This window comes from Aureimonas mangrovi (assembly GCF_014058705.1).
Taxonomy (GTDB): Bacteria; Pseudomonadota; Alphaproteobacteria; order Rhizobiales; family Rhizobiaceae; genus Aureimonas; species Aureimonas mangrovi.
Genome location: NZ_CP059692.1, coordinates 976,356 through 1,001,140, shown reverse-complemented (window position 1 = coordinate 1,001,140; position 24,785 = coordinate 976,356). Strand labels below are relative to the sequence as shown.

Below are 24,785 nucleotides of genomic sequence, written 5' to 3'. Positions count from 1 at the left end.
AACGGAGACTTCCATGTCGTTCCTGACCCGCATCGCCGCGGGAGCGCTCGCGCTCGGCGTCTGCCTGCCCACGTTGGCCGGCGCGCAAGAGGTGACGCTCAACGTCCTCTACAACCTTCCCGGCTTCACGCGCTTCCACCAGCCGATCGCCGAGGAATTCCAGAAGCTTCATCCGGACATCCGCATCAACTTCCTCGCGCCCGCGCCGGACTACAACGCCGGCCATCAGCAGGTGCTGCGCTCGGTCGTCACGGGCGAGGCGCCCGATGTGTTCTTCTCCGGCTACCACCTCCTGTCGGAACTGACCGAAACGCTGTCCGCGCGCGGTCAGATCACCGATCTCGCCCCCTTCATCGAGGCCGATGGCGGGCAAGCGTTTCTCGACGAGAACTTCACCCCGCAGATGGCCGCCCTCGGCGTTGTCGGCGGCATGCAGTACGGCCTGCCCGTCAACGCCTCCTCGCCGATCATGTACATCAATCCGGATCTCGTGCGCTCCGTCGGCGCCGACCCGGACGCCATGCCCGACACATGGGACGAGCTCGTCGACCTCGCCGAGCGCATCCGCGAGGAGAACGAGGGCGTGGCCGGCATGGCCTACGACATCGGCGGCTGGCCGGACGACTGGCTGTGGCAGGCGCTGATCTACCAGCAGGGCGGCGAGCTGACCGACCCCGAGAGCGGCAAGGCCGGCTTCGACGGCGAGACCGGCCTGCGCGCGCTCCAGCTTACCCGCGAGTTCGTCACCCGCGGCGGCCAGGGCGTCCTCGACTGGGACCAGTCGCGTCAGCAGTTCGGCGCCGGGCGCACCGGCTTCCTCTTCTCCACGCCCGCCCACGTGCAGAGCGTGGAGGAGCTGGTCGGCGATCGCTTCGAGCTCAAGACCGCCACCTTCCCGCTCGACGACAAGGAGAACGGCGGCGTGCCCACCGGCGGCAACGCCATCGTCATGCTGACGCAGGACGAAGCCAAGCAGCAGGCCGCCTGGGAATACGCGAAGTTCGTCACCGGGCCGGAGGCGCAGAACATCATCGTGCGCATCACCGGCTACCTTCCGACCAACATCCGCGCCACCGGCGAGGACTTCCTGGCGCCCTACTACCGCGAGAACCCCAATGTCGCGACCGCGGCCGGACAGGCCGACAAGTCGATGCCCTGGGCCGGTTATCCGGGCGGCGATTCCGTGCGCATCTGGCGCACCCAGCGCGACATCATCGGCACGGTGATGCGCGGGGAGATCACGCCTGAACAGGCCCTCGAGCAGATCGTCGAGCAGACAAACGCGCTGATCGACTGAGCACGCGATCGGAAAGCCAAACCCGCGGGCGGAGCCGAGGCTCCGCCCGCGCCCCGATGCGGAGCGAGCCCCATGAAGATCATCCAGATTACCGACACCCATCTCGTGCCGCGCGGACTGACGCTTTACGGGCTCGACCCGGCGGCGCGACTCGAGCTTGTGGTGGAGGACGTCATGGCCCGGCACGCGGACGCCGATCTCCTCGCGATCACCGGCGATCTCTGCAACGACGGCGAACCGGGCGCCTACGCGCTGCTGCGCGACATCCTCTCGCCGTTGCCGATGCCGGTGCGCCTGATGCTCGGCAATCACGACGACCGGCTGAACTTCCGGCAGGCGTTTCCGGAACAGCCGGTGGATGCGGGCGGCTTCGTCCAATCCGTTCTCGACACCGCGTATGGACGGCTTCTCTTCCTCGACACCCATCATCCGAAGACGCTCGGCGGGCGTTATTGCGCGGCGCGCCGAGGCTGGCTGGAGAGCGCTTTGGCAGAGGCCGGCGACACCCCCGTCACAGTCTTTCTGCACCATCCGCCGCTCTCCTGCGGCCTCGCCCATTTCCGCAATATCGGCCTGCACGATGCCGAAGCGGTGCTCGCGCCTCTGCGTGCCCATCGCGGCGGGGTCCGCCACATCCTCTTCGGCCACATCCACGTGGCGCTCTCGGGAACGAGCGCGGAAGGCTTTGCCTATTCGTCGGGCCAGTCCAGCGCCCACCGCTTCGCAGCCGAACTCGACGATCCGACGCCGTTTTGGGTCGAAGACCACCCGTGCTACCGGATCGTGATGCTCGACGAGAACGGCCTGCGCGCCTATGCGCGGGAGGTCGGCCAGCGCGAACTGGTGCGAGCGGGGGATTGCGAAGGCCCCTGAACGCAGGCGACGCACCGGACCTCTGGGAAGTCCTGTCGAGACACGCGAAGTTGCCTGTAACGACGCCCCGCATCGTTTATGGTGTCACAACCTGGATCGTGGGACGATCGTTGATCGCACGATCGTGGACCGACGCGGAGACCGCATTGCCACTCCCCCAACTTCTTGCCACCGCCACCGCGCACATCGACGCGCAGGGTGGCGGACAAGGGCTTTTCCCGACTGCGATGGAAGGCGTAAACATTGTCCGATCCTTCCAGGCGATGATGCCCATCCGGCAGATCTACAGCCCCTCGCTCTGCGTGGTGCTTCAGGGAGCGAAGGAAATCCTCTTCGGCGCCGAGAGGCTGGAATATCGCGAACTGGAATGCCTCGTCGTCAGCGTCGAGATGCCGGCCTGCGGACGTGTCATCGAAGCGAGCGAGGCAGCTCCCTATGTCGGCATGATGATCGACCTCGACATCGCGATGCTGCGCGATGTGCTGAACCAGATGGATGCCACGCCCGAACCCGCATCGGGGCCCGGCCCCTGCGCCTTCGTCGGCAAGGTCGACGAGCCGCTGGCCGATTGCGTCAGCCGCCTCATCCGCATGTCGCAGACGCCGAAGGCCGTTCCCATCCTCTACCCGTCAGTGATGCGCGAAATCTGCTACTGGCTTCTGAGTGGGCCGCACGGGGGAGAAATCTGCAACCTCGCCTTGCCGGAATCGAACACCGAACGCATTGTGCGGGCCATCTACCTGCTGCGTCGGAACTTCGCCCGCACGATGCGTGTGGAGCAATTGGCGAGCGAAGCCCGCATGAGCCCTTCGTCCTTTCACCAGCACTTCAAGGCCATGACCTCCATGACGCCGCTGCAGTTCCAGAAGCAGCTTCGCCTTCTGGAAGCGCGCCGGCTGATGATCGCTGACGCGGCGAGCGTTTCGGAGGCCGCCTATCAGGTCGGCTACGAAAGCGCTTCGCAGTTCAGCCGCGAGTATTCCCGCACCTTCGGAATAGCGCCGAAGCGTGACGCTGCCAGCTTGCATCGCCTCTACGACCAGTATGGCGGGCGGGAGTTGCAAAGCGCCTGAAACCGGTGACCTTCGCGCATCGTCATTTGCAGGATCAGGCAAGTTTTTCGACGTTCCGGGCATGGAGCTTCCATGCCTTCGAGTGCACTTTCCCGTCCATCGAGACGGTCGGAAGCATCCATCGGGGAGGCGCCGGCCTGGCGGGCAAGGAGCAGCCCATGACGAAATGGACGTCGAAGAACATGCCATCGCAACGCGGGCGCCAAGCGGTCGTCACGGGCACCGGCGGGCTCGGCTATGAGGATGCTCTGGCACTCGCACGCGCTGGCGCCGAAGTTGTACTCGCGGGCCGCAATCTGCAAAAAGGCACGCATGCGGTGGCGAAGATCGAGGCACAGGTTCCAGGCGCCGCCGTGCGTTTCGGTGAGGTGGACCTGGCGAACCTCGCCTCGATCGCGGCCTTCGCGGAACGGCTGGCGGGCGAGGCAGACGGCCTCGACCTCCTCGTGAACAATGCAGGCGTCATGACGCCCCCCGACCGACGGGAGACATCGGACGGCTTCGAACTGCAGTTCGGCACGAACTATCTCGGCCATTTCGCGCTGACCGCGCATCTCCTGCCGCTTCTGCGCAAAGGCCGCGATGCGCGTGTCGTGACGCTCGGCAGCGTCGCCGCGCGCCAGGGTGCGATCGACTTCGACAACCTGCAGGCCGAGCGCAACTACAAGGCCGGGCCGGCTTACAGCCAGTCGAAGCTCGCCTGCATCATGTTCGCCCTCGAACTCGCGCGGCGCAGCGAAGCGGCCGGCTGGGGTATCGCGAGCATGGCCGCCCATCCCGGCATTTCGCGCACCGACCTCCTGCCGAACGGCGCGGGCGCCAACAGCATCCAGGGTCGTGCCCGGCGCTTCCTGCCCTTCCTGTTCCAGCCGGTCTGGCAGGGCGCCCTGCCGACGCTCTACGCGGCTACCGACCCGGCCGCGCGCAGCGGACACTATTACGGACCGGACAAGCTCAGCGGGATAAGGGGCTATCCGCGCGAGGAGGCGCCGCCGAAGCGGGCGCTCGACACCGCCGTCGCCGCCCGGCTTTGGGATGTGTCCCGTGAGCTGACGCGCGTCGACTTCGGCTGAAGTGCCGCGCTTGATCGTGCGCGAGGAAACAGCGCCGTAGGCTGACCTCGCGACCGTTCACCCGGTCGCAGCCATGTGGCGCGAGCGGAAACGGTCGAACTCGCGCGCCAGCGGGCGCGTGCCGGTGAAGATCTCCACATAGTCTGGCAGGCGACGCAGCCGCGTCTCGCTGTCCTCACGCGTCTGCATGGAGATGTAGCCGATCTGGACGAGATAGACGGTGCGCGCGCGCACGTCCGCCTCGCTCTCGGCGAAGCCGAACCGCTTGAACATCTCGCCCAGAGCCGCCAGCCTGTCGCGGTCGGCCTCCTGAACCTCGCGCAGTGTGTCCTCGGACTGGAGTGCCCAGCTTCGCACCGCGAATTCGAAGGGTGCGTCGAAGAGCGCGCGGTCGAGCCAGCAGTCGAAGACGTTGAGCATCGCCTCAGCGATCGTCTCCGCATAGGCCTGCGACCGCAGCACGATGTTGCGCGTGTTCGTCTCCCGCCAGCGCTCGATCAGCGCGGCGAGGAGCGCGTCGCGATCCTTGAAGAACCAGTAGAAACTTGTTCGCGACAGATCGAGCGTCTTGGCAAGGACCTGGATGCGGACGGCATCGACGCCGCCTTCCAGCAGCGCATCGTATGCGACGTTCAGCCAGATGTCGGGCGAACCACGCCAGCCGCCATCTCCGCTCGTCCGCTCCATCGCCATCTTCCGCTCCTCTCAGGCGCATTGTACATCACCGTCGCGAACATGCACGTCAATGTCTTCCAGATTGACACCACTGTACATTCAGGCCTAGCCTCTCGATCGCCCCCTCTTGGGCCGGAGGTGATGCATGTCCGGCGATCCGCTTCTCCAGCCTTTCCAGCTCAGGCATCTGACGCTGCGCAACCGCATCATCGTGACGGCGCACGAGCCGGCCTACCCGGAGGATGGGATGCCAAAGGGGCGCTACCGCGCCTATCACGTTGAGCGCGCGCGGGGCGGCGTCGCGATGACGATGACGGCCGGCTCGGCCGCCGTCTCGCGTGACAGCCCGCCCGCCTTCAACAACATCCTCGTCTACAAGGACGAGGTCGTGCCCTGGATGCGCGAGCTGACCGACGCCGTCCACGAGGAGGGCGCGGCCGTCATGATCCAGCTCACCCATCTCGGCCGCCGCACCCGCTGGGACAAGGGTGACTGGCTGCCCGTCGTCTCCTCCTCGCACGAGCGCGAGGCCGCGCACCGTGCCTTTCCCAAGCGGATCGAGGACTGGGACATCGAGCGCATCGTGAAGGACTATGCGGATGCTGCCGAGCGCATGAAGGCGGCCGGCATGGACGGGATCGAGATCGAGGCCTACGGCCATTTGATGGACCAGTTCTGGTCGCCGCTCACCAACGATCTCGACGCGCCCTACGGCGGCGACCTCGACAACCGGCTGCGCTTCACCTTCGACGTGCTTAGCGCCGTGCGCGAGCGCGTCGGCCCGGACTACATCGTCGGAGTCCGCTACACCGGCGACGAGCGGATGGACGGTGGCCTCGACGGCGCGGATGGTCTCGCCATCTCGCGCCGGCTGAAGGACAGCGGGCTCGTCGACTTCCTCAACGTCGTGCGCGGCCACATCGACACCGACGCCGGGCTGACCGACGTGATCCCGATCCAAGGCATGGCGAGCGCGCCGCATCTCGATTTCGCCGGTGAGATCCGGGCCGCGACCGACTTCCCGACCTTCCATGCCGCACGCATTCCGGATGTCGCGACGGCGCGCCACGCCGTCGCCTCGGGCAAGGTCGACATGGTCGGCATGACGCGGGCGCACATGACCGACCCGCATATCGTTCGAAAGATCGCCGAGCGGCGCGAAGACGACATCCGCCCCTGCGTCGGCGCCAATTACTGCCTCGATCGCATCTATCAGGGGGGCGCGGCCTTCTGCATCCACAATGCCGCGACGGGGCGCGAGGAGAGCGTGCCGCATGTTCTTCCGAAAGCGAGCACGCGCCGCAAGGTGGTGGTTGTCGGCGCCGGCCCGGCGGGGCTCGAGGCCGCACGTGTGGCCGCCGAGCGCGGGCACGAAGTCACGCTCTTCGAGCTCGCTCCGCATGCCGGCGGCCAGATCCGCCTGACCGCGCTGAGCCCGCGCCGCCGCGAGATGATCGGCATAGTCGAGTGGCGCGTGAACCAGTGCGAGAAGCTTGGCGTCACCTTCCATTTCAACCGCTGGGCAGACGCCGAGGCCGTGGAAGCCGAGAAGCCGGATGTCGTGGTGATCGCGACGGGGGGGCTGCCCCACACCGAAATCCTGACCGCCGGCAACGACCTCGTCGTCTCGGCCTGGGACATCATCTCCGGCGACATGCGCCCCGGCACGAACGTCCTCGTCTTCGACGATGCGGGCGATCACGCCGGCCTGCAGGCGGCCGAAGTTCTGGCGCAAGGCGGCGCGAAGGTCGAGATCATGACCCCCGACCGCAGCTTCGCGCCCGAAGTGATGGGCATGAACCTCGTGCCCTACATGCGCTCGCTCCAGCGCCACGACGTCACCTTCACCGTCACATGGCGCCTGAAGGCCGTCGAGCGGTCGGGCAATCTCCTGCGCGCCCGTATCGGCAGCGACTATGCCGACATGGAGCGCGAGCGCCTGGTCGATCAGGTGGTCGTCAACCACGGCACGCGGCCGCTGGACGATCTCTATTTCGAGCTGAAGCCGCTCTCCTCGAACGGCGGCGAGCTTTCGCACGGGGCCTTCATCTCCGGCGCGCCACAGGAGGTCGTTCGAAACGAGGACGGCGCTTTCCAGCTCTTCCGCATCGGGGACGCCGTGGCGGCACGCAACACGCACGCGGCGATCTACGACGGACTGCGCATCGCTAAGGACCTTTAAGGAGAAATGGCGGCGGAAACCGGCCCGAAATTGACACGTGTGGAGAGGGTTCGTACCCATAGGGCCCATCTCATGGCGCACGGACGAGACATTCGCGGCGCGCCGAACAATCACCATCACCGTCTTCATCCGCCCTTTGCCGGGCGCTGAGAATTCAGGATCACACCCACATCACCAAAGGAGCCCTTCGATGAAACATGCGATCGCAGCCGCCCTCCTCGCCTCCGCCGCCCTCGCGGGCAGCGCGCAGGCACAAGGGTCGGGAACAGTGAACCTTGCCTATGTCGAATGGTCCGACACCGTGGTGGCGACCAACATCCTCGCCGCCGTACTGGAAGACGAGGGCTACACCGTCAACATGACGCCGCTGCCGGGCGCGGCCATGTGGCAAGCCGTCGCCACCGGCGAGGCCGACGCGCACGTCGCCGGCTGGCTGCCGGTCACGCACGCGGCCTACTACGAGGAACTGCAGGACCAGCTCGAGGTCTTGGAGCCGAACATCGAGGGCGCGCGCCTCGGCTGGGCCGTTCCCGAATACATGGACATCTCCTCGATCGAGGACATCGCGGCCGACCCGAGCGTCGTGAACGGCCAGGTCATCGGCATCGATCCGGGTGCCGGCCTGATGGCGGCCTCCGAACGCGCGATCGAGGACTACGACCTCGACGTGACGCTGGTCGAGGGCACCGACGCGACGATGACCGCCGCGCTCCAGGACGCGATCTCGCGCGAGGAGCCGATCGTCGTTACCGCCTGGACGCCGCACTGGATGTTCTCGCGCTTCGACCTGAAATATCTCGAGGATCCGCAGGTCTCGCTCGGCGAGGAAGAGACGGTCCACAACGTCGTGCGCGCCGGGCTTCAGGAGGACATGCCAGACGTCTACCGGATCATCTCCAACTTCAGGCTGACGCTGCCCGACGAGGAGGCGATCATGCTGGAGAATGAGGAAGGCGCCGATCCGGCCGAGACGGCGCGCGCCTGGGTGGACGCGAACCCCGACACCGTCGCGGAGTGGACGGCCGAGTAATCGGTCGACACCCTGCTCGAAGGATCGGAGCCGGCGCCTCGTGCGCCGGCTTTTTTCATGTCTTACGTCCTTGCTCGTTGCCCGATGGCGGGCACCGGCCCGTAGGCGCGGGGCGCATCGACGAAGATCGGTGCGGGCGCCGGCAGGTCCACCGGCCCGGCGGGCGTATCGACGGTGATCCGGCGCAGATGCGGATGCGCCGAGAGCGCCGCCATGTCGTTCACCGCCGCGAAGGCGACATCGGCGCGCGTCAGCGCCTCGCGCGCCTCGTCCTGCGTCATCGCAGCGAAGGCCGCCGCCACCGTAGCATCCGTCAGCGGGCGGTTGCGCACCCGCGCGACGTTGGTCGCGAAACGCTCGTCACCGGCCAGCGTGTCGTCCTTCAGAACCTCGGCCGCGAACTTCTTCCACTCCCGGTCGCTCTGGATCGAGATCAGGACGTCCGTTCCGTCGCCCAGACGGAAGACGCCGTAAGGCGCGATCGAGGGATGGGCCATGCCGACGCGCTTGGGCGGCCGGCCGCCCTCCTGATGCAGCAGCGGGACGGCGAGCCAGTCCGCCATGACATCGAACATCGAGATGCGGATGTCGGCACCCTCGCCCGTCACCGAGCGCGCGATCAGGGCTTCGAGGATCGCAGAGTGCGCGGTCGCGCCCGTTGCGATGTCGACGACGGAGATGCCGACGCGCGCTGGCTCGTCCGGCCCGCCCGTGACGGAGGACAGGCCAGATTCGGCCTGGATCAGGAGATCGTAGGCCTTGCGCTCGGCGTAGGGGCCGGTCTCGCCATAACCAGAGATCGAGCAGACGACGAGCCGCGGGAAACGCTGCCGAAGCTCCTCCTGAGCAAAGCCGAGGCGCCCGAGCGCGCCGGGCTTCAGGTTCTGGATCAGGACGTCTGCGCCTGCCAGAAGCACCCCGAAGGCCTCCTTGCCGTCCGGCGAGGCGAGGTCGAGGGCGACCGATTCCTTGCCCCTGTTCAGCCAGACGAAGTAGCTGGACTGGCCGCCCGCGACGACATCGTCGTAGCCGCGCGCGAAGTCGCCCTCCGGCCGCTCGATCTTGAGAACGCGCGCGCCGGCATCGGCAAGACGGGCCGAGCAGAAGGGCGCCGCCACGGCCTGCTCGACCGAGACGACCGTCACGCCCTCGAGGGGAAGCCGCCCCGCCATCAGAAGGAGCGCGGCAGGCCGAGCATGTGCTCGGCGACATAGGAGAGGATGAGGTTCGTCGAGATCGGCGCGACCTGATAGAGGCGCGTCTCGCGGAACTTGCGCTCCACGTCGTATTCGGCCGCGAAGCCGAAGCCGCCATGGAACTGGATGCAGGCATTGGCCGCCTCCCAGGACGCCTTCGCGGCCAGATACTTCGCCATGTTGGCCTGCGCCCCGCAGGGCTCGCCCGCGTCGTAGAGGCGGCAGGCCTCGAAGCGCATGAGATTGGCCGCCTCGACCTCGATGAAGCTTTCGGCGATCGGGAACTGCACGCCCTGGTTCTGGCCGATCGGCCGGCCGAAGACGACGCGCTCCCTGGTGTAGGCCGACACCTTGTCGATGAACCAGTAGCCGTCGCCGATGCACTCGGCCGCGATCAGCGTGCGCTCGGCGTTGAGGCCGGTCAGGATGTACTTGAAGCCCTGCCCTTCCTCGCCGATGAGATTCTCGGCCGGAATCTCCAGGTTGTCGAAGAACAGCTCGTTGGTCTCGTGGTTGACCATGTTGAGGATCGGCTTGACGGTCATGCCGTTGCCGATCGCGTCCTTCAGATCGACGATGAAGATCGACAGGCCCTCGGATTTCTTCTTCACCTGATCGAGCGGCGTCGTGCGGGCGAGGAGGATCATCAGGTCCGAGTGCTGGATGCGCGAAATCCAGACCTTCTGGCCGTTGATGACGTAACGGTCGCCCTTCCTCACCGCCGTCGTCTTGATCTTGGTGGTATCGGTTCCGGCCGTCGGCTCGGTCACGCCCATCGACTGCAGGCGAAGCTCGCCAGCCGCGATACGCGGCAGGTACGTCCGGCGCTGCTCTTCCGAGCCGTGCCGCACCAGCGTGTTCATGTTGTACATCTGGCCGTGGCACGCGCCCGAATTGCCGCCCGCCCGGTTGATCTCCTCCATGATCACCGACGCCTCGGTGAGCCCGAGACCGGAGCCGCCGTATTCCTCGGGGATCAGAGCGGCCATCCAGCCGGCCTTCGTCAGCGCGTCGACGAACTCTTCGGGGTAGCCGCGCGCCTCGTCGATCCTGCGGTGATACTCGGCCGGATATTCCGCGCAGAGCGCGCGAACCGCGTCTCGGATGTCTTGGAAGCTGTCTGCGAAAGTGCTCTGCATCGTCAACTGTCCTAATCGTCTCTAACCCGGCAAAAGGGTTCGGCATCCCTTCGGCAAGGCTGATCCACCCCGCCGGACGGCTGCCGATCGAAGCCACTCAGCTCGTCGAGGTCGCGCCGGTCACAAAGTGCCATCAAAAAGGCACCGAGTGGCACCCATGTCTCCCCCGCGACAAGGAGCTTCCCATGACTTATCCGAAGACCAGGCGCGTCGATATCGTCGAGGACCATTTCGGCCACAGCATCGCCGATCCCTATCGCTGGCTGGAGGCGGATGCGCGCAAGGATGCCGAGGTCAAGGCCTGGGTCGAGGCGCAGGCCGAATTCGCGCAGGAGCATCTTTCGAAGCTCCCCGGCCGCGAGATTTTCCGCCAACGCCTGACGGCGCTGCTCGACCATGACCGCCTGACTGCGCCTTACAAGCGCGGCAACCGCTATTTCTTCACGCGTCACGCCGGGCTCGCCAACCAGCCGGTGTTGGTCATGCGCGAGGGCCCGGATGGTGAGGACCGCATGCTGATCGATCCGAACGGCTGGTCTCAAGACGGTGCGGACGCGCTGGCCGAATGGGCGCCCTCGGCTGACGGCGCCCGTCTCGCCTACGCCACGCAGGACGGCGGCACCGACTGGCGCACCATCCGCGTTCTGGAGATCGACAGCGGTGCGATCCTCGACGATTCGGTCTCGCAGGTGCGCTTCAGCCAGATCGACTGGGCCGTGGACGGCTCCGGCTTCTTCTACTCGCGCTTTCCCGGCCGCGAGGAGGCCGGCGCCTTCGATGCCCCGGTGAGCGGGCATGCGATCTACTTCCACAGGCTCGGCACACCGCAGACGAAAGACCGGCTCGTGCACGCAACGCCCGACATGCCCCACCTCGTCAACGTCATCGACGTGACCGAAGACGGGCGCTACGCCGCCATCACCTCCACGCCCGGGGCCGGCGGCAACGCGCTCTCCGTCATCGATCTGACGAGCGAGGACTGGACACCGCGCGTGCTGGTGGAAAGGCTCGATCACAGCTGGTCGATGGTCGGCAATGTCGGCTCGCTCCTGTTCTTGACGACGGACGAAGGCGGCGAGCGCGGGCGCGTTCTGGCCGTCGATCTCGACCGCCCGGACACTCGCTTCGAGGAGATCGTGCCGGAGGACGAGGCGGTCCTGAACGCGGCCGCCCTTATCGGCGGCGAGTTGATCACGACCTACATGAAGGACGCCAAGTCGCAGGTCCGGCGCTTCGCGCTCGATGGCACGCCGCTGGGCACGATCGAACTCCCGGGCATCGGCACCGCTGGCGGCTTTCGGGGCGCGATGGACGACGATGAGGCCTTTTTCGTCTTCACCAGCAGCGATGCGCCCACCACCATCTATCGCTACGACGTCTCGAGCGGCGCGAGGACGGTGTGGGCCAAGCCGGACGTTCCGGTCGATCTCGACGAGATCGTTCTCGAGCAGCGCTTCTACGCTTCCAAGGACGGCACGCGCGTGCCGATCTTCATTCTGCGCCGCGGCGATGTCACCGGTCCTGCCCCGACCATCCTCTACGGCTATGGCGGCTTCGGGATCAGCATGGTGCCCTATTATGCTCCGCACCAGATCGCTTGGGTGGAACAGGGCGGCGTCTTCGCCGTCGCCAACATCCGCGGCGGGTCGGAATACGGCAAGGCCTGGCACGACGGCGGCCGCCTGAAGAACCGGAAGAACGCATTCGACGATTTCATCGCGGCCGGAGAGTTCCTGATCGCCGAGGGCATCACCCCGGCGGACGGGCTCGCCATCCAGGGCGAATCCAACGGCGGGCTGCTCGTCGGGGCGGTGACGAACCAGCGCCCGGACCTTTTCGCCGCCGCCATCCCCGGCGTCGGCGTCATGGACATGCTGCGCTTCAACCGCTTCACGGGCGGCATGCTGTGGATGGGAGACTTCGGCGATCCGGCGAAGAAAGAGGATTTCGAGACGATCCTCGCCTACTCGCCGTACCACACCATCGCGGAAGGGCGCGCCTATCCGGCTGTGCTGGCGACCACGGCAGACACCGACGACCGCGTGGTGCCCGCGCACAGCTTCAAGTATGTCGCGGCGCTGCAGGCCGCCGATCTCGGCGAAAAGCCCCGCCTCCTGCGTGTGGACGTCCGGTCAGGCCACGGGGCCGGCAAGCCGTTGGACAAGTCGATTGAGGAGATCGCCGACATGTGGGCCTTCGCCGCGTACTGGACGGGGCTGAAGGTCGCGCCACGCGCTGACTGAAGTCGCGCGGCAGCTGGCCCGCCGGGTCCTTCTCAGCGCCTCTGGTTGTAGACGTCGATGCACACGGCGCCGAGCAGCACGAGGCCTTTGATGACCTGCTGCCAATCGATGCCGATGCCCAGGATCGACATGCCGTTGTTCATCACGCCCATGATCATCGCGCCGATCACGGCGCCCGTCACGCGGCCGACGCCACCATAGGCGCTGGCCCCGCCGATGAAGCAGGCCGCGATCACGTCCAGCTCGAAACCGACGCCCGCCTGCGGGGTCGCCGTGTTCAGTCGCGCGGTGAAGATCAGGCCAGCGAGCGCGGCGAGCACGCCCATGTTGACGAAGGTGAAGAAGGTCAAGCGCTCGGTCATGACGCCCGACAGCTTGGCCGCACGCTCGTTGCCGCCCACCGCGTAGACCTGCCTGCCGATCGTCGTGCGGGTCGTGGCGAAGGCGTAGAGCGCGATCAGAACCAGCATGATCATCAAAACGTTGGGCAGCCCGCGATAGGACGAGATCTGCCACGAAACCCAGGAGATCGCCGCCAGGATCGCGATGTTCTTGACCAGGAAGAAGCCGGACGGCTCGTCCTCGATGCCGTGGGCGACACGCCTCTGGCGGTTGCGCATGTTGGCGGCCACGATCGCGCAGGCGATGCCGACGCCGATGATCACCGAGAGAAGCCGCAGCCCCTCCCCCGCGAACGGGTCCGGGATGAAGCCGGAGGACAGGGACTGGAAGGATGGCGGGAACGGGCCGATCCGCTGGCCGCCCAGAAGCGCCAGCGTCAGTCCGCGGAAGACCAGCATGCCGGCCAGCGTTACGATGAACGACGGCACCTTGAAATAGGCGATCCAGTAGCCCTGCGCGGCGCCCACGCAGCCGCCGGCGACGAGGCATAAAAGCGCCGCCAGCATGGGGTCGAGCCCCCATTGCACGATCATGATGCCGGAAAGTGCGCCGATGAAGCCGGCCACCGAGCCGACCGACAGGTCGATATGGCCCGAGACGATCACCATCAGCATCCCGAGCGCCATGACGACGATGTAGGAGTTCTGCAAGATGAGGTTGGTGAGGTTGAGTGGGCGAAGGCTCGCTCCGCCCGTCATGTAGGCGAAGAACGCCATGATCGCGACGAGGGAGAGCAGCATCCCGTATTCGCGCAGATTGTTCTTCAGGAAGCCCGCGGCCGAGGGCCGCCCGCTCGCCGCCGTGGTGTTCTGGCTCATCGTGCCCTCCCGGCCGATCGCATGATGGACTGCATGATCTTTTCCTGGCTCGCCTCGGCGCGCGCGAACTCGCCGACGAAGCGGCCCTCGTTCATTACGCAGATGCGGTCGCAGATGCCGATCAGCTCCGGCATCTCCGATGAGATCACGACGACGCCCTTTCCGGCGTCGGCGAGATCGTTGATGATGGTGTAGATCTCGTATTTGGCGCCGACGTCGATGCCGCGCGTCGGCTCGTCGAGGATCAGCACCTCCGGCTCCGAGAAGAGCCATTTCGACAGGACGACCTTCTGCTGGTTGCCGCCTGAGAGATTGCCCGTCTCCTGGTAGACGCTCGAGGAGCGGATGCGCATGCGCGTGCGATACTCGCCCGCGACGGCCACCTCCTTCACCTCGTCGACGACCCCCGCGCGCGAGACGCCGCGAAGATTGGCGAGCGTGATGTTCTTGCGGATGTCCTGCCCGAGGACGAGGCCGTAATGCTTGCGGTCCTCCGTCACATAGGCGAGCCCCGCCCGCACCGCGCGCGGCACGGTGGAGACGTCTACCTCCCGCCCGCTGACGAAGACCTTGCCGGCGATCTTCGTGCCCCAGGACCGGCCGAAGAGGCTCATCGCGAATTCGGTGCGCCCCGTGCCCATCAGCCCGGCGATACCGACGATCTCGCCGCGCCTGACGTCGAAGTCTATGCCCTTGATGACCTGCCGGTCCGGATGATCGGGATGGTGGACGCTCCAGTCCCGCACCGACAGGACGGTCTCGCCGATCTTCGGTTCGGGGCGCGCCGGGTAGCGCTCGTCCAAGTCACGATCGACCATACGGCGGATGATCTCGTCCTCGGGCACGGCGTCGCCCGACGCGTCCAGCGTACCGACGGTGCGCCCGTCGCGCAGCACCGTCACGCGGTCCGCCACCTTGGCGATTTCGTTGAGCTTGTGGGAGATCAGGATCGACGCGATGCCCTGCCGGCGAAACTCCGTCAGGAGATCGAGCAGGGCGTCGGAATCGCGCTCGTTGAGCGCGGCCGTCGGCTCGTCGAGGATCAGCAGCCGCACCTTCTTCGACAGCGCCTTGGCGATCTCCACGAGTTGCTGCTTGCCGACACCCAGATGCGTGACCAGCGTGTCCGGATTGTCGGCGAGGCCGACCTTGGCCAGAAGCTCCTTGGAACGGCGATGGACGGCGTCCCGGTCGATCACGCCGAAGCGGTTCGGCGCGTTGCCGAGGAAGATGTTCTCGGCAATCGACATCAACGGTATCAGCGCCAGCTCCTGGTGGATGATGATGATGCCGAGCGCCTCGGAATCCTTGATGGTCGAGAAGGAGCGCTCCTCGCCCTCGTAGACGATCTCGCCCTCGTAGGAGCCGTGCGGGTAGACGCCCGAAAGCACCTTCATCAGCGTCGATTTGCCGGCGCCGTTCTCGCCGCAGATCGCGTGGATTTCGGCGGGCAGGACGTCGAGCGTCACGCCCTGCAGCGCCTTGACCGGGCCGAAGGATTTGGAGATTCCACGCATTTCCAGAATGGGCCGCATCGCGCGCCTCGCCTCCCCGCGAGAGGGCGGCCCGCGCGGGGCCGCCTGTTTTGCCTGCTACTGAAGCTGCTCGGCGGTGTAGTAGCCGCTGCCCACCAGCACCTCTTCCCAATTGTCCCTGGTCACGACGACCGGCTCGAGGAGGTAGGACGGCACCACCTTCTCGCCGTTCTCGTAGGTCTCTGTGTCGTTCACCGGCACCTCGCGATCCTGCAGCATCGCGTCCACCATGTCGGCCGTGACGCGGGCGAGTTCGCGTGTGTCCTTGAAGATCGTCGAGGTCTGCTCGCCTGAGATGATCGCCTTGACCGACTGCACCTCGGCGTCCTGTCCGGAGATCACCGGCATCGGCATGTCGCCCGAGCCGTAACCGACACCGCGCAGCGAGGAGATGATGCCGATCGACAGCCCGTCATACGGCGAGAGCACCGCATCGAGGCGCGCGTCGCCGTAATAGGCCGACAGGATGTTGTCCATGCGCGCCTGCGCGGTCGCCGGGTCCCAGCGCAGCGTCGAGACCGTGTCCATCCCGGTCTGGCCGGAACGCACCACCAGCTTGCCCTCGTCGATATAGGGCTGCAGCACGCTCATCGCCCCGTCGTAGAAGAAGAAGGCGTTGTTGTCGTCGGGCGAGCCGCCGAAGAGCTCGATGTTGAAGGGGCCGGCCTGGTTCTCGAGATCGAGCGCGTCGATGATCGACTGGCCCTGCTGCACGCCCACCTCGGAATTGTCGAAGGTCGCGTAATAGTCGACGTTCGGCGAATTGCGGATCAGCCGGTCGTAGGCGACGACGCGGATACCCTGTTCCGCCGCCTGCCCGAGAACGTCGGAGAGCGTGGTACCGTCGATCGAGGCGATGATGAGAACGTCGACGCCGCCTGCGACCATGTTCTCGATCTGCGCGACCTGGTTGGGGATGTCGTCCTGCGCATATTGCAGGTTGGTCGAGTAGCCGCGTTCCTCCAGCACCCTGACCATGTTGTCGCCGTCGGCGATCCAGCGCGCCGAGGTCTGCGTCGGCATGGCGATGCCGACCGTCTGCGCGAGGGCCGGCAGCGCCGTGAAGATGGTGCCGAGGGCCGCCGTGGCGGCGAGAAGTCCTGTCAGTCGCATTGTCGTTCCTCCCGAGATGGCCGCCATTCCCGCGGCCCTTTGGTTTCAGGTGTCGCGCCCCGCTTTCACGAGGCGAAAGGTTTGACGCGAGGCTCGGCGAGACCGCGCGCCTTCACGTTGAAGATGAAGGTCTGGCCGTGCAGCGGGTCGGCCGCCTTCGCGTCCTCGTCCATGCCTTCGGAGGCCGTGGTGACAAGAAGCCGGTCGAAGGCGGGGCCGACAAAGATCGGGCAGGTCGGGCGGCTGGCCGGCACGCGCACGGTGCGCACACGCTCGCCTTCCGGCGTGTAGACGTCGAGGCAGCCGGCGCCCCAGCGCGCGTTCCAGATCAGCCCTTCGGCGTCCACCACCGCGCCGTCCATGCCGCCGTCCTCGCGGCGATGATCGTAGAGCGTCGTCGGCTCCCCCGTCGGCAGCCCACTCGCCGGATCGAGCGTCACGCGCTTCAGGAGCCCTTCGCGCGTGTCGACGAAATAGCCGACATCGCCCTTCGGCGAGAACGCGATGGCGTTGGGAATGGTGATATTGCCCCAGAGTTTGCGCAGCTCGCCCCGGAAGAACCAGTAGATCGAGCCCGCGCTCGTCTCCGCGTTGCGGCCCATCGTCCCGATCCAGAGCGCCCCGCACGGATGGACGCGCCCGTCATTGGACCGCGTGACGTCGTTGTCTTCCTCCAGCTTGCGCAGAAGCTCCAGCCGGCCGGAGGCGCGCTCTCGCACATAAAGCCCGTCCGCCGTCGCGACGAGCTGGCGCTCCTCGTCGATCGCGGCGACTTCCGAGGCCATGGTCGGCAGAAGATGCTTCTTCACCACGCGGCTCGCCACCTTCGCCTCGAACATCGTCTTTTCGAGAATGTCGAACCACCAGGCGGTGTCTGTCGCGCCCTCATAGGCCGGCCCCTCACCGAGATGGCAGGCATGGGGAGAGAGGATTTCGTAAGGGGCGTCTTCCATCGTGCCGCTCAATGGTTGTCGCGCGGGATGCCGCGCGTCTGGGCCAGGCGCTGATAGGCGACGGCGCTCTCGAGCACCGCACCGGTCTCGAGCTGGCCGACGAGCGCGCGCTGGATTTCCTGCCAGGGCGTCTGGTGCTCCGGGAACGGATAGCCGCCGGCCTTGGCCAGCGCTTCGCGGCGGCGCGTCAGTTCCTCGTCGCCGATCAGGATGTCCGCGGTGCCGCGGCCGAGGTCAATGCGCACGCGGTCGCCCGTCTTCAGGAGCGCCAGCCCGCCGCCGACCGCCGCCTCCGGCGAGGCGTTGAGGATTGAGGGCGAGCCCGAAGTGCCCGACTGGCGCCCGTCGCCGATGCAGGCGAGTGAAGCGACGCCTTTTTCCAGGAGGTAGGTGGGCGCGCGCATGTTCACGACCTCAGCCGCGCCCGGATAGCCGACGGGGCCCGCGCCGCGCATGAAGAGGACGGTGTGCTCGTCGATCGCGAGCGCCGGGTCGTCGATGCGCGCATGATAATCCTCCGGCCCGTCGAACACGACCGCGCGGCCCTCGAAGGCCTCGGGGTCTTCCGGGTTGGAGAGATAGCGCTCGCGAAATCCGGGGGAAATGACGCTCGTCTTCATGATCGCGGAGGAGAAGAGGTTGCCCTTCAGGACGAGGAAGCCCGCATGCTCCTTGAGCGGCCGCGCGAAGGGGCGGATGACCTTCTCATCCTCGATCGCGACGCCCCGGCAGTTCTCGCCGATCGTGCGCCCGTTCACGGTCATCGCATCCTCATGGATCAGACCCTCGTTCATGAGCTGGGCGATCACCGCCGGCACGCCGCCGGCGTGGTGATAATCCTCGCCGAGATATTCACCCGCCGGCTGCAGATTGACGAGGAGCGGGACGTCCAGCCCGAAAGTCTGCCAATCGTCGATCGACAGTTCCACGCCCAGATGCCGGGCGAGCGCGTTCAGGTGGATGGGCGCGTTGGTCGAGCCGCCGATCGCCGAATTGACGCGGATGGCGTTGATGAAGCTCTCGCGCGTCATCACGTCGGTGGGCTTCAGGTCCTCGGCCACCATGTCGACGATGCGCTTGCCCGTCAGATAGGCGATCTCCTGCCTGTCGCGGTGCGGCGCGGGGATGGCGGCCGAGCCTGGAAGCTGCATCCCCAGCGCCTCGGCGAGCGAGTTCATCGTCGTCGCCGTGCCCATCGTGTTGCAATAGCCGGTCGAGGGCGCGGACGAGGCCACGAGCTTGACGAAGCCCGCATAGTCGATCTCGCCCTTGGCCATCAGCTCACGGGCCTTCCAAACGATCGTGCCCGAGCCCGTTCGCTCGCCCCGGAACCAGCCGTTGAGCATCGGCCCGACCGAGAGCGCGATGGCAGGAATGTTCACCGTCGCCGCCGCCATGAGGCAGGCGGGCGTGGTCTTGTCACAGCCGATCGTCAGCACCACGCCGTCGAGCGGATAGCCGTAAAGCACCTCGACTAGGCCGAGATAGGCGAGGTTGCGGTCGAGCCCCGCGGTGGGGCGCTTGCCCGTTTCCTGGATCGGATGGACCGGGAACTCGATGGCGATGCCGCCCGCCTCGCGGATCCCCTCGCGCACGCGCTTTGCGAGTTCGAGATGGTGGCGGTTGCAGGGAGAGAGATCCGAGCCCGTCTGTGCGATGCCGATGATCGGCCGGTCCGACTGCAACTCCTCCTGGCTGAGACCGAAATTCATGTAGCGCTCGAGATAGAGCGCGGTCATGTCCGGGTTGCCGGGATTGTCGAACCAGGCGCGCGAGCGCAGCGCCGGAGCCTTTGCGAGGGTGTCGGGAAAGGATGGGTGCTGGGTCATTGCGGTCTTCCGGTCGAAAAGATCAGGCGGATGACATGCCGATAGGTCTCGCCCGGCCGCAGGATCGCGTTCGGAAAGTCCGGCCGGTTCGGCGCGTCCGGGAAGTTCTGCGCTTCGAGGCACAGGCCGTCGCCCTGTCGGATCGCATGCCCTCCCCGCCCGAGCGCGGCCCCGTCGAGCGAATTGCCCGAATAGACCTGCAGGCCGGGCTCGGTGGTCTGAAGGGTCATCGCCCGTCCGCTCGCCGGGTCGAACAGGCGCGCAACGTCGCGCGGCTCGGTCGTACGGCCGCCGTCGAGGCAGTAATTGTGGTCGTAGCCGCGCATCGCCATGATCTGCGGATGCCCCTCGCGAAGCCGCGCGGCGATCGGCCGGGCCTCCCGGAAGTCGAATGGCGTCTCGGCCACATCCATCGGCTCGCCGGTCGGGATGCCGTCGGGCGCCACGGGGAGGATCGCCTGTGCCGCTACTGACAACTCATGATCGAGCGCCGTTCCAGCGCCGGACAGATTGAAATAGGCGTGGTTGGTGAGGTTCACGATCGTCGGCGCGTCGCTGGTCGCCGTCATCTCGATCGTCAGCGCGGTTCCCTCCACCTCGTAGGAGACGGTGAGACGCAGCTCTCCGGGAAAGCCTTCCTCCCCGTCCGTGCTAATGCGGGACAGGACGGCACGGCGCTCATCGGCCTCCTCCACCTTGAAAAGCCGGTGATCGAACCCCTTCGCGCCGCCATGCAATGTGTTGGGGCCGTTATTGTGCGGGATCGTAAAATCGCGCCCGTCGATCGAGAACCTGCCGCCAGCGATACGGTTGGCGAAGCGCCCGATCGTCCCGCCAAGATGGCCGCGCCCGTGGACGTATCCGTCCAGATCGTCGAAGCCGAGCACGACGTCGGCGAGGTCGCCCTTCGCGTCGGGCGCCAGGATCGACTGGATCGCCGCGCCATAGGTGATGACCGAGACCTCGAAGCCCTTCGCCCCACGAAGACGCAGGCGCTCCACCGGCGTGCCGTCGGCCATTGCGCCGAAGGTCTCGCGGGCGCCGCTCATGCTACCTCGTCCTCGAAGGCTTCGACCGCGTGGCGACGGCCGAGCATGAACGCGTCCGCCACATGCACCAGCGGCTCGACGTCGACGTCGCGCTGGCCGCCGCGCACCAGTTCCACGAACCGCGCGTAGAGCCCGCGATACTCGGCGTCCTCGCCGGCCGCGATCTCGTCGCCGTCGAGCGTCAGCCGCGCCCCGCCCTCGGAAAGCAGAAGCGTGCCCGCCCTTGTCTGCGCTTCGATGTCCCAGATCTGCGGGCCGGTCTGGCGCCAGTCGAATTCGGCCTCCACGGTGACGGCTTCACCTGAAAAGCCGAGAGAGGCCGCGATCGGCGCCGCGCGGTTGGCCGGAAAGGACAGGTCGCTGCGATCGAGGCGCAGGGCCTGCGGTACGATGGCGGTGAGGATCGACAGCGCGTTGATGCCCGGATCGAAGACGCCGAGGCCGCCCGGCTCCCAGATCCACTGCTGGCCGGGGTGCCAGTGCCGAACGTCCTCCTTCCACGTCACGCGGACATGCGAGGGCGGATTGTCCGCCAGCAAGGTGCGAGCGGCGCCGACGCAGGGCGCGAAGCGGGAGTGCCAGCTCGCGAAAAGCGTCACGCCTTTCAGACGCGCCAGCTTTTCAAGGATCAGGATTTCGGCCAGCGTCGCGCCCGGCGGCTTTTCCAGAAACACATGCAGGCCGGCGTGCAGAGCGGCATGTGCCTGCTCGAAGCGCCCTTGCGGCGGCGTGCAGAGCGCGACGGCATCTACGGAGACGTCCGCGGCCAGAAGCTCCTCGATCGTCGCGAAGGACGGCACACCGTCGAGCGCGGCGTTGCGGCTGGCGATCGCGGCGAGTTCCACGCCATCCGTTGCCGCGATCGCCGGCAGATGCTGGTCGCGCGCGATCTTGCCGAGGCCGACGATGGCGAGACGGATCGCGGCGCTCACAGTGCCCTCACCATTTGCAGGCCTCGCTCGGCCTCGAGGCGCAGCGCGTTGGTCAGCGGAAGCAAAAAGGGTGCGGCTTCGATCTCAAAGACGTCGCCCTCCTTGGCCGCAAAGCCGTCCGAGAAGGAAAGCGTCGCCGTGCCGAAGAAATGGATATGCAGATCGCCCGGCCGGCGGAAGAGATCGTATTTGAAATGGTGGTGCTCGAGATTGGCGATCGAGTGACTCATGTTCGCCTCGCCCGAAAGGAAGGGCTTTTCGAACACCGTCTGCCCGCCGCGCCGGATGCGAGAAACTCCCTCGACATGATCGGGCAGCTCTCCGACGAAAAGCTCGGGTCCGAGCGCGGCGTTGCGCAGCTTGGAGTGGGCGAGCCAGAGATAGTTGCCCTTCTCGGTGACGTGGTCCGAGAACTCGTTGGCGAGGCAGAAGCCGAGACGGAACGGCGTCCCGTCCGGGCCGACGAGATAAACGCCGGCGATCTCCGGCTCCTCACCCCCGTCCTGCGCAAAACCGGGCGAGGCCAGCGCCTCACCGCTGGCCCGCAGGGTGGAGCCATCGCCCTTGTAGAACCATTCGGGCTGCACGCCGACCGATCCGGCAGCAGGCTTGCCGCCCTCCAACCCCATGCGAAACATCTTCATCGAGTCGGTCGCAGCCTCGTCCTCCAGCGCCTTGCGGTGCATGGCGTCGCGGCCGGCGGCCGAGCCGAGATGGGTGAGGCCCGTACCGGTGACGAGGCAATGCGCCGGGTCGGCATGAGTGACGGGGAGCGCCAGCAGGCCTTCGCGGACGAGTTCCCGCGCGTCGACCGGCTCACCGGTGCGCGATGCCAGCACCGCTTCGGTGAGCAAGACGCCGCGCGATATCGCGTCCCACGCCAAATCGTAAAGCGAAGCGGCCGCGAGACGTTCGCCCATTGCGCCATCTTCAAGAACCGCGACGGCGGGCCTATCGCCCTGCCTGTACTGAATAAGCCGCATCCATCCTCCCGATAGCGCGCTTCTAAAAGTATGACTTATTGAAATCGCGACCACGGCGTCAAGGCCAACTTTGATCACTTTTGCCAAACTACCAAGACTATTACGCAGAACAATCATACGATATGACTGGACCGAGGCCGCAGTCGCGTTACGGCCGATTATGGGAGCAGGTCGCTGGCGGGCCTTCTGGAAACGACGATGGAAGGCGGGCAGCTGCGCACCAGCCACGCGATGGTGGTGGGCCAGCTCGGCCGCGCGATCGTGGACGGCACGCTGCCCGCCGGGTCCATCCTGCCGGGCGACGGTGAGCTCATTTCGCGCTTCGGCGTCTCGCGAACGGTGCTTCGCGAGGCGATGAAGACGCTGGCCGCCAAGCGGCTCGTCGAGCCGAAGGCGAAGGTCGGCACCCGCGTTCTCGGCAGCGCGTCCTGGAACCTCTTCGACGCGGATGTCCTCTCATGGCGGATCGAGGCCGGCGTCGACGAGGCCTTCATCCAGCACCTCGCCGAGATCCGCTTGGCCCTGGAGCCGGCGGCCGCATCTCTTGCAGCCCGCCACGCGAGCGAGAGAGACGTCCTGCGCCTCTACGAGATCGCCGGGCGCATGAACGACCTGTCGCACACGCCCGAAAGCGTTGCGCGGGTCGATCTGGAGTTCCATCAGGAGCTGGCGCGCGCTTCGCGCAACCCATTCATGGTCTCGGCCGGCGGCGTGATCGAGGCCGCGCTCGCGCTTTCCTTCAAGCTTTCCTCCCCCGCCCGCACGCGGGAGGAAATGGAGGAGCTGGCCCGCAACCATCTGCGTATCGTGCAGGCGGTGGCCGCCGGCGACGGCGAGAAGGCCGCGACGGCTATGCGTCTCGTCATCGACACCGGCGCGGGCCGGGCCAGCCTCGCCCTTCGACAGACGGCGATATCTCCTCAGACGTCGTCGATATAAGCCTCGATCTTCGCCGGACGCCCGAACGGCGCCGCCAGCTTCTCGCCGGTGGCCTTGCGACCATCGACGCGCAGAACGGTGCGGCATGCCGTGTCGAAAGCTCTCCAAAGCCGTCGAACGGGGCGACCATTATGGGCATCGCGCCATGGAGCCATCCGGCGAATGCTCGCAAACGATGCGACGAGCCGCACCCAGAACGGCGAAGGGCGCATCGCTTTGCAGCGATGCGCCCTTCGTTTCCGTCACCTGCCCTTGCAGGCGAGATGATTAGAGGTCCAGCGTGGTGCCGGCCTCGAAGTTCGCGCGGTACTCGTCGCGCTCGGCGTCCGGCGCCGGGACGAGACCGTACTGGGCGAGCGGGCCGTCCGGGCCGATCATCTGGTCGTCAAGGAAGAACTCGACGAACTCGGACAGGCCGGGGATCACGCCGATATGAGCCGACTTGACGTAGAAGAAGAGCGGGCGCGAAACCGGGTACTCACCCGTGGAGATCGACTCGACCGAAGGCGTGATGCCGTCGATGGTGGCGACCTTCAGGCGGTCCTGGTTCTGCTCGTAGAAGGCGAGGCCGAACACGCCGACGCCGTCCGGGTTGGCCTGGATGCGAGCCAGCGTCTCGGAGTAGTCGCCCGAGATGTCGGTCGTGTAGTTGCCGCCGCGAACCTGGATGCAGGCGTCCTCAGCCGCGTCTTCGTCCATGCCGGAAGCGACGAAGGCTTCCAGCGCGCCCGAGGATTCGCAGCCGGCCGAGAGGAGGTTGTCCTCGAAGACTTCGCGGGTGCCGTGGTTCTCGGCCGGGATGAAGGCCGCGATCGGCTGGTCGGGGAGAGAGGAGTCGATCTCGGACCAGTTGGTGTACGGGTTTTCGACAACCTCGCCGTCGACGACGACCTGGGCGGCCAGCGCGTTGAAGACGATTTCGGGCGTCAGCGCGAAGTCATCGCGCGAGGCGTCCGAGGCGAAGACGATGCCGTCGTAGCCGAAGCGCACTTCCTGGATGTCCGTCACGCCGGCAGCGGCGCAGGCAGCCTTCTCGTTGTCCGAGATCGGGCGCGAGGCGTTCGCGATGTCGATCGTCGAGGAGCCGACGCCCTGGCAGAACTGGGTGAAGCCGCCGCCCGTACCGCCCGACTCGACCACCGGGGTCGGGAAATCAGGATAGGCTTCGCCGAAGGCCTCGGCAACGATCTGCGTGTAGGGCAGAACGGTCGAGGAGCCGGCGATCTGCACGGGCTCGGCGTTCTGAGCGCTCGCCGGCGAGATGGCGAGGACGGCCGTGCCGAGCGCGAGGCCGGCGATCTTCTTGTTCAACACGAGGAACATCTCCTTCGAGACGGTTGATTTGATACCTCGGAGCCGCTCGCCGGCCGCCGGGGACACGCCTCTCCTAGCGATCACGCGCGAAGGACACATGACAGATCGATGACGATTGAATGACGATGTAAACGTAT

General features: G+C 66.6%; 21 protein-coding genes. 8 read left to right on the top strand and 13 right to left on the bottom strand.

The features are described 5' to 3' along the window. Positions 1–13 precede the first annotated feature (13 nt). The 4 genes from H1343_RS04690 to H1343_RS04675 all read left to right on the top strand — a co-directional run bounded on the left by H1343_RS04690 (position 14) and on the right by H1343_RS04675 (position 4,316). Positions 14–1,297: an ABC transporter substrate-binding protein gene (locus H1343_RS04690; RefSeq protein WP_185984769.1), complete on the top strand. Its 1,284-nt coding sequence runs from the start codon at positions 14–16 to the stop codon at positions 1,295–1,297. 72 nt (positions 1,298–1,369) lie between these two features. Continuing rightward, on the top strand, positions 1,370–2,170 hold the full coding sequence (locus H1343_RS04685) for a phosphodiesterase (protein WP_185984768.1): 801 nt from the start codon (positions 1,370–1,372) through the stop codon (positions 2,168–2,170). 146 nt (positions 2,171–2,316) lie between these two features. Continuing rightward, a complete protein-coding gene (locus H1343_RS04680) occupies positions 2,317–3,243 on the top strand; it encodes an AraC family transcriptional regulator (RefSeq protein ID WP_246333326.1) in 927 nt (308 codons plus the stop codon). Positions 3,244–3,401: 158 nt separating this feature from the next. Next, positions 3,402–4,316, top strand: coding sequence for an SDR family oxidoreductase (locus tag H1343_RS04675; RefSeq protein WP_185984767.1), 915 nt, complete (start codon positions 3,402–3,404; stop codon positions 4,314–4,316). A 57-nt stretch (positions 4,317–4,373) separates the two neighbouring features. On the opposite strand, the gene H1343_RS04670 is transcribed toward H1343_RS04675, so the two are convergent. Continuing rightward, a complete protein-coding gene (locus tag H1343_RS04670; RefSeq protein ID WP_185985487.1) occupies positions 4,374–5,003 on the bottom strand; it encodes a TetR/AcrR family transcriptional regulator in 630 nt (209 codons plus the stop codon). A gap of 133 nt (positions 5,004–5,136) precedes the next feature. Here H1343_RS04670 and H1343_RS04665 point away from each other — a divergent pair, with 133 nt between their 5' ends. Both H1343_RS04665 and H1343_RS04660 read left to right on the top strand, forming a co-directional pair. Beyond that, positions 5,137–7,173 carry an NADH:flavin oxidoreductase gene (locus H1343_RS04665; protein ID WP_185984766.1) on the top strand — a complete coding sequence of 679 codons (2,037 nt, stop codon included), beginning with the start codon at positions 5,137–5,139 and terminating at the stop codon, positions 7,171–7,173. Between the two features lie 190 nt (positions 7,174–7,363). Beyond that, the gene (locus tag H1343_RS04660) at positions 7,364–8,203 is read left to right on the top strand and encodes a glycine betaine ABC transporter substrate-binding protein (protein ID WP_185984765.1); all 840 of its coding nucleotides are present in this window, start codon (positions 7,364–7,366) and stop codon (positions 8,201–8,203) included. 62 nt (positions 8,204–8,265) lie between these two features. Here the strand turns inward: H1343_RS04660 and H1343_RS04655 are convergent, their stop codons facing one another. Together H1343_RS04655 and H1343_RS04650 are read right to left on the bottom strand one after the other, a co-directional pair. Continuing rightward, on the bottom strand, positions 8,266–9,375 hold the full coding sequence (locus H1343_RS04655) for a CaiB/BaiF CoA transferase family protein (protein ID WP_185984764.1): 1,110 nt from the start codon (positions 9,373–9,375) through the stop codon (positions 8,266–8,268). Further along, complete coding sequence (locus tag H1343_RS04650) at positions 9,375–10,538, bottom strand: acyl-CoA dehydrogenase family protein (protein ID WP_185984763.1); 1,164 nt, start codon at positions 10,536–10,538, stop codon at positions 9,375–9,377. Before H1343_RS04650 ends, H1343_RS04655 begins: the two co-directional genes overlap by 1 nt. A 185-nt stretch (positions 10,539–10,723) precedes the next feature. On the opposite strand from H1343_RS04650, the gene H1343_RS04645 reads away from it, so the two are divergent. After that, positions 10,724–12,781, top strand: coding sequence for a prolyl oligopeptidase family serine peptidase (locus H1343_RS04645; protein WP_185984762.1), 2,058 nt, complete (start codon positions 10,724–10,726; stop codon positions 12,779–12,781). 32 nt (positions 12,782–12,813) lie between these two features. On the opposite strand, the gene mmsB is transcribed toward H1343_RS04645, so the two are convergent. From mmsB to araD1, 8 genes are all read right to left on the bottom strand, one after another. After that, positions 12,814–14,001 (bottom strand): multiple monosaccharide ABC transporter permease, encoded by a 1,188-nt coding sequence (gene mmsB, locus H1343_RS04640; RefSeq protein ID WP_185984761.1) that lies wholly within the window; start codon positions 13,999–14,001, stop codon positions 12,814–12,816. After that, positions 13,998–15,536: a multiple monosaccharide ABC transporter ATP-binding protein gene (gene mmsA / locus H1343_RS04635; protein WP_185984760.1), complete on the bottom strand. Its 1,539-nt coding sequence runs from the start codon at positions 15,534–15,536 to the stop codon at positions 13,998–14,000. The genes mmsB and mmsA overlap by 4 nt, the downstream gene beginning before the upstream one ends. Before the next feature lie 57 nt (positions 15,537–15,593). Next, on the bottom strand, positions 15,594–16,649 hold the full coding sequence (gene chvE, locus H1343_RS04630; protein ID WP_185984759.1) for a multiple monosaccharide ABC transporter substrate-binding protein: 1,056 nt from the start codon (positions 16,647–16,649) through the stop codon (positions 15,594–15,596). Between the two features lie 65 nt (positions 16,650–16,714). Further along, positions 16,715–17,602, bottom strand: a complete 888-nt coding sequence (locus H1343_RS04625; RefSeq protein WP_185984758.1) for an SMP-30/gluconolactonase/LRE family protein — start codon at positions 17,600–17,602, stop codon at positions 16,715–16,717. An 8-nt stretch (positions 17,603–17,610) separates the two neighbouring features. After that, a complete protein-coding gene (locus H1343_RS04620) occupies positions 17,611–19,431 on the bottom strand; it encodes an IlvD/Edd family dehydratase (RefSeq protein ID WP_185984757.1) in 1,821 nt (606 codons plus the stop codon). After that, on the bottom strand, positions 19,428–20,480 hold the full coding sequence (locus H1343_RS04615) for an aldose epimerase family protein (protein WP_185984756.1): 1,053 nt from the start codon (positions 20,478–20,480) through the stop codon (positions 19,428–19,430). The genes H1343_RS04620 and H1343_RS04615 overlap by 4 nt, the downstream gene beginning before the upstream one ends. After that, positions 20,477–21,412, bottom strand: coding sequence for a Gfo/Idh/MocA family protein (locus H1343_RS04610; RefSeq protein WP_185984755.1), 936 nt, complete (start codon positions 21,410–21,412; stop codon positions 20,477–20,479). Before H1343_RS04610 ends, H1343_RS04615 begins: the two co-directional genes overlap by 4 nt. Continuing rightward, a complete protein-coding gene (gene araD1, locus H1343_RS04605; protein ID WP_185985486.1) occupies positions 21,409–22,395 on the bottom strand; it encodes an AraD1 family protein in 987 nt (328 codons plus the stop codon). Before araD1 ends, H1343_RS04610 begins: the two co-directional genes overlap by 4 nt. Before the next feature lie 198 nt (positions 22,396–22,593). Here araD1 and H1343_RS04600 point away from each other — a divergent pair, with 198 nt between their 5' ends. Continuing rightward, a complete protein-coding gene (locus tag H1343_RS04600; RefSeq protein WP_185984754.1) occupies positions 22,594–23,334 on the top strand; it encodes a FadR/GntR family transcriptional regulator in 741 nt (246 codons plus the stop codon). Here H1343_RS04600 and H1343_RS04595 read toward each other — a convergent pair. Continuing rightward, positions 23,316–23,546, bottom strand: coding sequence for a hypothetical protein (locus tag H1343_RS04595; protein WP_185984753.1), 231 nt, complete (start codon positions 23,544–23,546; stop codon positions 23,316–23,318). The genes H1343_RS04600 and H1343_RS04595 overlap by 19 nt on opposite strands. 55 nt (positions 23,547–23,601) lie before the next feature. Continuing rightward, positions 23,602–24,645 (bottom strand): PstS family phosphate ABC transporter substrate-binding protein, encoded by a 1,044-nt coding sequence (locus tag H1343_RS04590; RefSeq protein ID WP_425484629.1) that lies wholly within the window; start codon positions 24,643–24,645, stop codon positions 23,602–23,604. Positions 24,646–24,785 lie beyond the last annotated feature (140 nt).